6 protein-coding genes are annotated in these 7,573 nt (G+C 69.5%); all 6 read left to right on the forward strand.

Features of this window, described 5'->3' with window-relative positions; genetic code table 11:
• Positions 1-101: 101 nt before the first annotated feature.
• Complete coding sequence (locus XM48_RS02585) at positions 102-1,862, forward strand: ABC transporter substrate-binding protein (RefSeq protein WP_046454225.1); 1,761 nt, start codon at positions 102-104, stop codon at positions 1,860-1,862.
• A gap of 70 nt (positions 1,863-1,932) precedes the next feature.
• Entirely contained in the window at positions 1,933-3,783 is a 1,851-nt protein-coding gene (locus tag XM48_RS02590; RefSeq protein ID WP_046454226.1) for an ABC transporter ATP-binding protein, read from the forward strand.
• Positions 3,780-4,745 carry an ABC transporter permease gene (locus XM48_RS02595; protein ID WP_231580778.1) on the forward strand — a complete coding sequence of 322 codons (966 nt, stop codon included), beginning with the start codon at positions 3,780-3,782 and terminating at the stop codon, positions 4,743-4,745. Before XM48_RS02590 ends, XM48_RS02595 begins: the two co-directional genes overlap by 4 nt.
• Positions 4,742-5,707: an ABC transporter permease gene (locus tag XM48_RS02600; protein ID WP_046454227.1), complete on the forward strand. Its 966-nt coding sequence runs from the start codon at positions 4,742-4,744 to the stop codon at positions 5,705-5,707. The genes XM48_RS02595 and XM48_RS02600 overlap by 4 nt, the downstream gene beginning before the upstream one ends.
• Before the next feature lie 34 nt (positions 5,708-5,741).
• Entirely contained in the window at positions 5,742-7,040 is a 1,299-nt protein-coding gene (locus XM48_RS02605; protein ID WP_046454228.1) for an alpha/beta fold hydrolase, read from the forward strand.
• A partial coding sequence (locus tag XM48_RS02610; RefSeq protein ID WP_046454229.1) for an aminopeptidase P N-terminal domain-containing protein occupies positions 7,037-7,573 on the forward strand: 537 nt, incomplete at its 3' end. The genes XM48_RS02605 and XM48_RS02610, both read left to right, overlap by 4 nt.

The raw sequence follows: 7,573 nt of genomic DNA on the forward strand, positions 1-7,573 counted from the left end.
ACTATGTTACTAATCGCGAACGGGGTTCGAGATTGGGCCCGTTCGGCGTGCCGACCGGACGGTCGGGCGCACGAAGCTCGATGACTCAAAGGTGACTCTCAATGGCTCGAAAACTCATCATCTCGACCACCGCCCTCGCCGCGGCCGCGGCGCTCGCGCTGTCCGGCTGTTCCAGCGGAGGCGGAGGAGGAGCCCCCGCGGCCGAGGGGCAGAAGGGCGGAACGCTCAAGGTGCTGGCGAACGGGGACGTGGACCACCTCGATCCGCAGCTGACCGCCTACGTCCCGGTGAACGGCGTCATCCGTACGGTCTCCCGCTCCATCCTCAGCTACAAATCGTCGAACGACGAGAAGACCCGGATCGAGCTGGCCGGCGACCTCGCGACCGAGGTCCCCGAGGCGAGCGACGGCGGCAAGACCTACACCATCAAGCTTCGTGACGGGGTGACCTGGGACGCTCCGGGCGGATCCCGCCCGATCGTCGCCGAGGACGTCGCACGCGGCATCAAGCGGATCTGCAACCCCAAGATCAGCGCGGCGCTCGGCGGGTACTTCACCGGCCTGATCGAGGGCATGGACACCTTCTGCGCCGGATTCGCGAAGGTCAAGCCCGAGATCGCGCCGATGAAGGACTACATCGAGAAGAACCGCATCAGCGGTATCGAGACCCCCGACGAGAAGACCGTGGTGTTCAAGCTCACCGAGCCCGCATCCGACTTCACCTCGATGCTCAGCCTGCCGACCGCGAACCCGGCGCCGATCGAGGTGCTCGACTACCTGCCGGACTCGCCCGAGTACCGGAACAACTTCATCTCCTCCGGGCCCTACAAGATCTCCGCGTACAAGCCGGACGCCTCGATGGACCTGGTGCGCAACCCGTCCTGGAAGGCCGACAGCGACCCGCTCCGCAAGGCCTACGTCGACGAGATCAAGATGACCATGGGGCTCGAGGACGATGCGGCCATGCAGCAGCTGCAGGCCGGTTCCGCCGACCTGCTCTTCGACATCCAGCCGAGCCCGGCGAACATCCAGCAGCTGAAGACCGCGAACGACCAGAAGCTGACCACGATGGCCAACGGCGGGGTCGACCAGTTCATGTGGATCAACACGAAGACCAGCAACAACGGGGGAGCGCTGCAGAAGCCCGAGGTCCGCGAAGCGCTGCAGTACGCGATCGACAAGCCCGCGGTCGTGCAGGTGATGGGCGGCCCCGACATCGCCACCGTGACCAACGGCATCTTCGGCCCCGGCATCAACGGCTACGAGGACTTCGCCCCCTACGGCGACAAGAGCGGCAAGGCCGATCCCGAGAAGGCGAAGGCGCTGCTCAAGCAGGCTGGCGTCACGAACCTCAAGCTCAAGCTGCCGTACCGCAACCTCGGCGCGCAGCCGGACATCGCGCAGACGGTGCAGGCGAGCCTCGAGAAGGCCGGGATCACCGTCGAGCTCTTCCCGGTCCCGCCGACCGACTACTACGCGAACTTCATGACGAACCCGTCCAACGCGAAGGACGGCAAGTGGGACGTCGCCCTCGTCGGCTGGTCGCCCGACTGGGTCGGCGGTGCCGCTCGCAGCGTGTTCCAGCCCCAGTTCACCTTCAACGGGACCCCGCAGTCGTACAACTACGTCGACTACAACAACGACGAGGCGAACGCGCTCGCCGCGAAGGCGCTCGCCGCGAGCACTCCCGAGGAGGCCGGAAAGATCTGGCACCAGGTCGACGAGACCGTCATGAAGGACTCGCCGATCGTGAGCATCGTCGCGCGGAAGAAGGCCAACTACCACTCCGAGCGCGTGCAGAACTTCGAGATCTACGCGCTCGCCCAGAACGGCGACTGGACGAACGTCTGGCTGAAGAAGTAGCGATCCGGTGACGGGGGTCGGCGCGCGGCGGCGCCGGCCCCCGAACCCTGAGAAGGAGGAGGAACGACTGATGTCGATTCTGGAAGTGTCCGGCCTCGTGGTCGACATTCCGACCGAGGACGGCGACGTGCACGCGGTGCAGGACGTCTCATTCGACGTGCGTGAGGGGGAGTTCTTCGGCATCGTCGGCGAATCCGGCTCGGGCAAGTCCGTGCTGGTGCAGTCGGTGATGGGTCTGATCCCGCAGGCGAAGACCTCGGGGACCGTCCGGTTCCAGGGCGCCGACCTGCTCGCGCTCGACGCGGACGGGCTGCGCCGCAAGCGCGGCAAGGAGATCAGCATGATCTTCCAGGACCCGCTGTCGAGCCTGCACCCGCAGTACACCGTCGGGTGGCAGATCGTCGAGCAGATCCGCGCCCACGAGCGGGTGACCAAGGAGGCCGCGAAGGCGCGGGCGATCGAATTGCTCGAGAAGGTCAGGATCCCCGACGCGGCTGCGCGCTTCGACGCCTATCCGCATCAGTTCTCGGGTGGGATGCGACAGCGCGTCATGATCGCGATGAGCCTCTCGCTCGGACCCGCGATGATCATCGCGGACGAGCCGACGACGGCGCTCGATTCGACCGTGCAGGCTCAGATCCTGGACCTGCTCGCCGAGATGCGCGCCGACCTCGGCGCGACGGTGCTCATGATCAGCCACGACCTCGGGGTGCTCGCCCGAGTCGCCGACCGGGTGATGGTCATGTACGGCGGCCGACGCATGGAGATCGGCGAGAGCGGGAACGTCCTCGGCAGTCCCGCGCACCCGTACACCGCCGGACTGCTCCGTTCCTCCTCCTTCAACAGCGCCCCGGGGACGCCGCTCGTGCCGATCCCCGGCCGCACCCCGAGCCTGCTCGCGCCGCCGGCCGGCTGCGTGTTCCAGAGCCGCTGCCCCGACGCGAGCGAGATCTGCGGCTCCCGGCCGCCGGTCCGCCGCTACGATGACGGCACCGAGGCGCTCTGCTGGCTCGAGTCCGCACCCTCCGAACCCGAGGCGCCCGTGTCCGAGCTGCCCGGACTGCAGCCGCGCGAGGACGACACCATCGTCGAGGTCTCCGATCTCTCGCTCGCGTTCCCGCAGCGCAGAGGCGCCCCCAAGACCGTGCTGGACGGGATCTCGCTCGCGGTCCGGCGCGGGGAGACGCTCGGGCTCGTCGGCGAGAGCGGGTGCGGCAAGACGACGCTCGCCCGCACCATCGCCGGACTCATCCGCCAGACCGCCGGTACCGTTCGTTTCGACGGCGCCGACACCGCGCGATTGAGTGCGGAGGAATGGCGGGCGCAGCGCCGCAAGGTGCAGGTGGTCTTCCAGGATCCCTTCGGATCCCTGAACCCGAAGCGCCGGGTCGGCTCGATCATCGGCGATCCGTTCCGGATCCACCGTGCGGCGTCCGGCGCGGAGCGCCTGCGCCGGGTGCAGGAGCTGATGGAGCTCGTCGGGCTGAACCCCGAGCACTACAACCGGTTCCCCTCCCAGTTCTCGGGCGGACAGCGGCAGCGCATCGGCATCGCACGGGCGATCGCGCTCCGCCCCGAACTCGTGATCCTCGACGAGCCGGTGTCGGCCCTCGACGTCTCGATCCAGGCCCAAGTGCTGAACCTGCTCGACGAGCTGCAGCGCGAGCTCGGCCTCACCTACCTCTTCATCTCGCACGACCTCGCCGTGGTGCGTCACGTGTGCGACCGCATCGCGGTCATGGAGGGCGGCCGGATCATCGAGCTCGGAGACGCCGAGGAGATCTCCCGGAATCCCGAGCAGCCGTTCACGCGCAAGCTGCTGTCCGCCGCGGCACCGGAGATCCCGAGGATCCCGTCCGCGCGAGAACTGGTCGCGACCTTCGAGGGGTCGCTCCGCGACGCGGGGAGGGCGGCATCGTGAGCGGAATCTTCTCGAAGGAGACCCGGGTGATCATCACCCCGGCCGCAGCGGCGCGGAACGCCGCGGCGATCCGCGCCCGGAGCTCCTGGCAGCTCACCGTCGCGCGGCTCGTCCGCGATCCCGCCAGCGTGGTCTCGGCGATCGTCATCCTGCTGCTCATCGCGTTCGCGATCGCCGCCCCGCTGATCGCGCAGTGGACCGGTCACGGGCCGACCGAGCAGTTCCGCGAGACCGGACTGTCGGCGGCGGGCATCCCCGTCGGCCCGAGCGGCGAGTTCCTGCTCGGCACCGACCAGCTGGGGCGCGACGTGCTCGTCCGCCTCGCCTACGGAGCCCGGGTCTCGCTGCTCGTCGGCGTCGTCGCGTCGCTCATCGCCTCGGCGATCGGAATCCTGATCGGCATGACCGCCGGCTTCTTCGGCGGGGTCACCGACACGATCCTCAGCCGCGTCATCGATCTCGTCATGAGCGTGCCGTTCCTGCTCGTCGCGATCGCGACGGTCTCGGTGCTCGGGCCCAGCCTGCAGCTGTCGATCGCGGTGATCGTGTTCTTCAGCTGGACCGGTCTCGCGCGGGTCATCCGGGGCCAGGTGCTCGCGGTGCGGGAACGCGAGTTCATCGAGGCGGCGCGTTCGCTCGGCGAGTCGCGGCTGTCGATCATGTTCACCGGCGTGCTGCCGAACCTGGTCGTGCCCATCATCGTCTACACCACCCTCATGATCCCCGCCGCGATCGTGTTCGAGGCGACGCTCTCGTTCCTGGGGCTCGGCATCGTCCCGCCCACGCCGAGCTGGGGCAACATGCTGGCCGACGCCGCGAACGGCTCCATGTACATGGTGGCCCCCTGGATGGTGCTCGTGCCGGGCCTGGCGCTGCTCGCGCTCACGCTCGCGTTCAATCTGCTCGGGGACGGGCTGCGCGATGCGCTCGACCCGTCCTCGTCGAAGGGAGGGAAGTCGTGATCCGCTTCCTCGCCTCCAGGATCGGCTTCGGCGTCCTGGTCCTGTTCCTGCTCAGCGTCTTCGTCTTCGTGCTGTTCTACGTGACGCCCTCGGACCCCGCGCGCATCATCGCGGGCGACAAGGCCACCGAGGCGCTCATGGCGCAGATCCGCAGCAATCTCGGTCTGGACCGGCCCATGCCGGAGCAGTACCTCCGATTCATCGGGCACCTGCTGCAGGGCGACCTCGGGTTCTCGTACCGGACCAACCTGCCGGTCGCGGACCTCGTGCTCGCGCGGATCCCGATCACCATGTCCCTCGTGTTCGGTGCCGTCGTGGTCTGGCTCGCCATCGGCATCCCGATCGGCATCGCCTCGGCGAAGCGCCCGGGCAGCCTGCGCGACCGCGCCGGTCAGGGCTTCGCCATCGTGGGCATCAGCTTCCCGACCTTCGTGCTCGGCATGCTGGCCCTCTACACCCTGTACTTCCTGCCGACGAAGATCGGCCTCACGCTGTTCCCGCCTTCGGGCTACGTGCCCTTCACCGAGAACCCGCTGCAGTGGGCCTGGCACCTCATCCTGCCGTGGATCACGCTCGCGCTCGTCACGAGCGCGGTCTACGCGCGGCTCACCCGAGGTCAGATGCTCGACGTGCTGGGCCAGGACTACGTCCGCACGGCCCGGGCCAAGGGGCTGACCGAACGCCGGGTGACCTACGTCCACGCGTTCCGCAGCGCGATGCCGCCGCTCGTGACCCAGCTGGGCATCGACATCGGTATGCTGCTCGGCGGTGTGATCGTCATCGAGCAGGTGTTCGGCCTCCAGGGCGTCGGCGCGCTGGCGGTGTCGAGCGTGGCGATGCAGGATCGCCCCGTGATCATCGCGATCGTGCTGCTCGGCGGCGTGTTCGTGGTGGTCTCGAACCTCGTGGTCGACACGCTCTACGCGCTGCTCGACTCGCGGGTGCGGACGGCGAATCAGTGATCCGGCGCGACGCCGGAGGAAGAAGGACAGGATCGTGAGCAGCGAGTATCTGATCGGGACCGACATCGTCGCGCGGGACGTGTGGACCACCGTGCCGCTCGACTGGAACGACCCGGAGGGCGAGACGATCCGCGTCTACGCCCGCGAGCTGGTCGCGGCCGAGCGCCGCAACGGCGATCTGCCGCTGATGGTGCACCTGCAGGGCGGCCCCGGCGGCAAGGGCACGCGCCCGTTCGGCCGCTCCTCGTGGGTGGGAGCCGCGCTGAAGCGGTTCCGTCTGGTGATCCCCGACCAACGGGGGACCGGCCGGTCCACGCCGCTCTCGGGCCGCGAGTTCGCCGAGCTGCCGGCCGAGGAGGCCGCACGCCGCCTCTCGCTGCACCGCGCCGACTCGATCGTCCGGGACTTCGAGGCGATCCGGGCGCGGCACTACGGCGGCCGCCAGTGGTGGACCCTGGGGCAGAGTTACGGCGGGTTCCTCACCATGCACTACCTGTCGACCGCGCCCGAGGCGGTCATCGGTTCGGCCGTCACCGGCGGGCTCGCCGCGCTGGAGCCGGACCCCGACGAGGTCTACCGACGCACCTTCCCGCGCATGGTCGAGAAGAACCGCATCTTCCGCGAGCGCACCCCGCACCTCACGGATCGGGTCGCCCGCATCGCCGACCTGCTCGAGGCGGAGGACGTGCGCCTGACCGACGGCGACCGCCTCACGGTGCGCCGCTTCCAGACCCTCGGCATGGGCTTCGGCATGGGGCCCGGTTTCGACCGCGTCCACTGGGTGCTCGATGAGGCGTTCGCGGACGAGGCCGAGACGCGCCTGAGCGACACCTTCGTCGATGCGGTCGGCGCGGGATCCGCGTTCACCGCGGATCCGCTCTACATGGCGCTGCAGGAGGCCATCTACGGACCCGGCCCCTCGGCCTGGGCCGCGCAGCGCGAGCGCGATCGGCGCCCCGAATTCGCGGAGTCCGCGCGCCCGCTGCTGTTCACCGGCGAGACGGTCTTCCCCTGGATGTTCGAGGAGATCCGCGCCCTGCGCGGGTTCCGTGCCGGGGTTGAGCTGCTGGCCGAGCGGGCCTGGCCGATCGAGATGTACGACCCCGAGCGGCTCGCCGCGAACGAGGTGCCGGTCGAGGCCGCCGTGTACTTCGACGACCTCTACGTTGATTCGGGGCTGTCGCTCGACACGGCCTCCCGCGTCGCGGGAGTGAACGCCTGGGTCACCAACGAGTACGAGCACGACGGCGTGCACCACGACGGAGTCGCGGAGCGCCTGTTCACCGCCCTCGAGCACCGGCTCGGCGGCACGGTCAGCGAGAGGAAGCAATGAGCGCGCACAACCACGGAATCGAACTGAACGGCCTGGGGGCGGCGGTCCGCGCCGTCGACTGGGAGTCGAGCACAGCGAACTCCCGCTCGCAGCGCCGGGATCCCCGCATGCCCCTGCTCGCGACCACGCCCGGGTTCACCGAGTGGATCCAGACGGGCTGGGGCGACGCCGACCGCACCCCGCGGGTGGAGTCGGGCGCGATCCCGGCGGCCGAGGTGCACCGCCGCCGGCTGTCCGAGGCGCTGCCCGGGCGGACCCTCGTGGTCACCGCCGGGCGCGCGCAGCTGCGCATGAACGACACGTTCTTCGACTTCCGCGCCGACAGCGACTTCCTCTGGCTCGTCGGCTACGCCGTCGAGGACGGGGTGCTCGTGCTGCGGCCCGTCGCGGGCGGGCACGACGCGACGCTCTACATCACGCCGCCCGCGCGTCCCGGCGATGCGGCGTTCCACGCCGACGCGGCGCACGGCGAGCTGTGGGTCGGACCGCAGCCGGGCGCCGCCGAGCTCGAGGCCGCGCTCGGGATCCGCGTG

The organism is Leucobacter sp. Ag1, assembly GCF_000980875.1.
Lineage (GTDB): Bacteria > Actinomycetota > Actinomycetes > Actinomycetales > Microbacteriaceae > Leucobacter > Leucobacter iarius.

Coding starts and splice junctions, on each gene's coding strand:
- XM48_RS02590 (WP_046454226.1), top strand. CDS start 1,933: ATGTCGATTCTGGAAGTGTCCGGCCTCGTGGTCGACATTCCGACCGAG.
- XM48_RS02585 (WP_046454225.1), top strand. CDS start 102: ATGGCTCGAAAACTCATCATCTCGACCACCGCCCTCGCCGCGGCCGCG.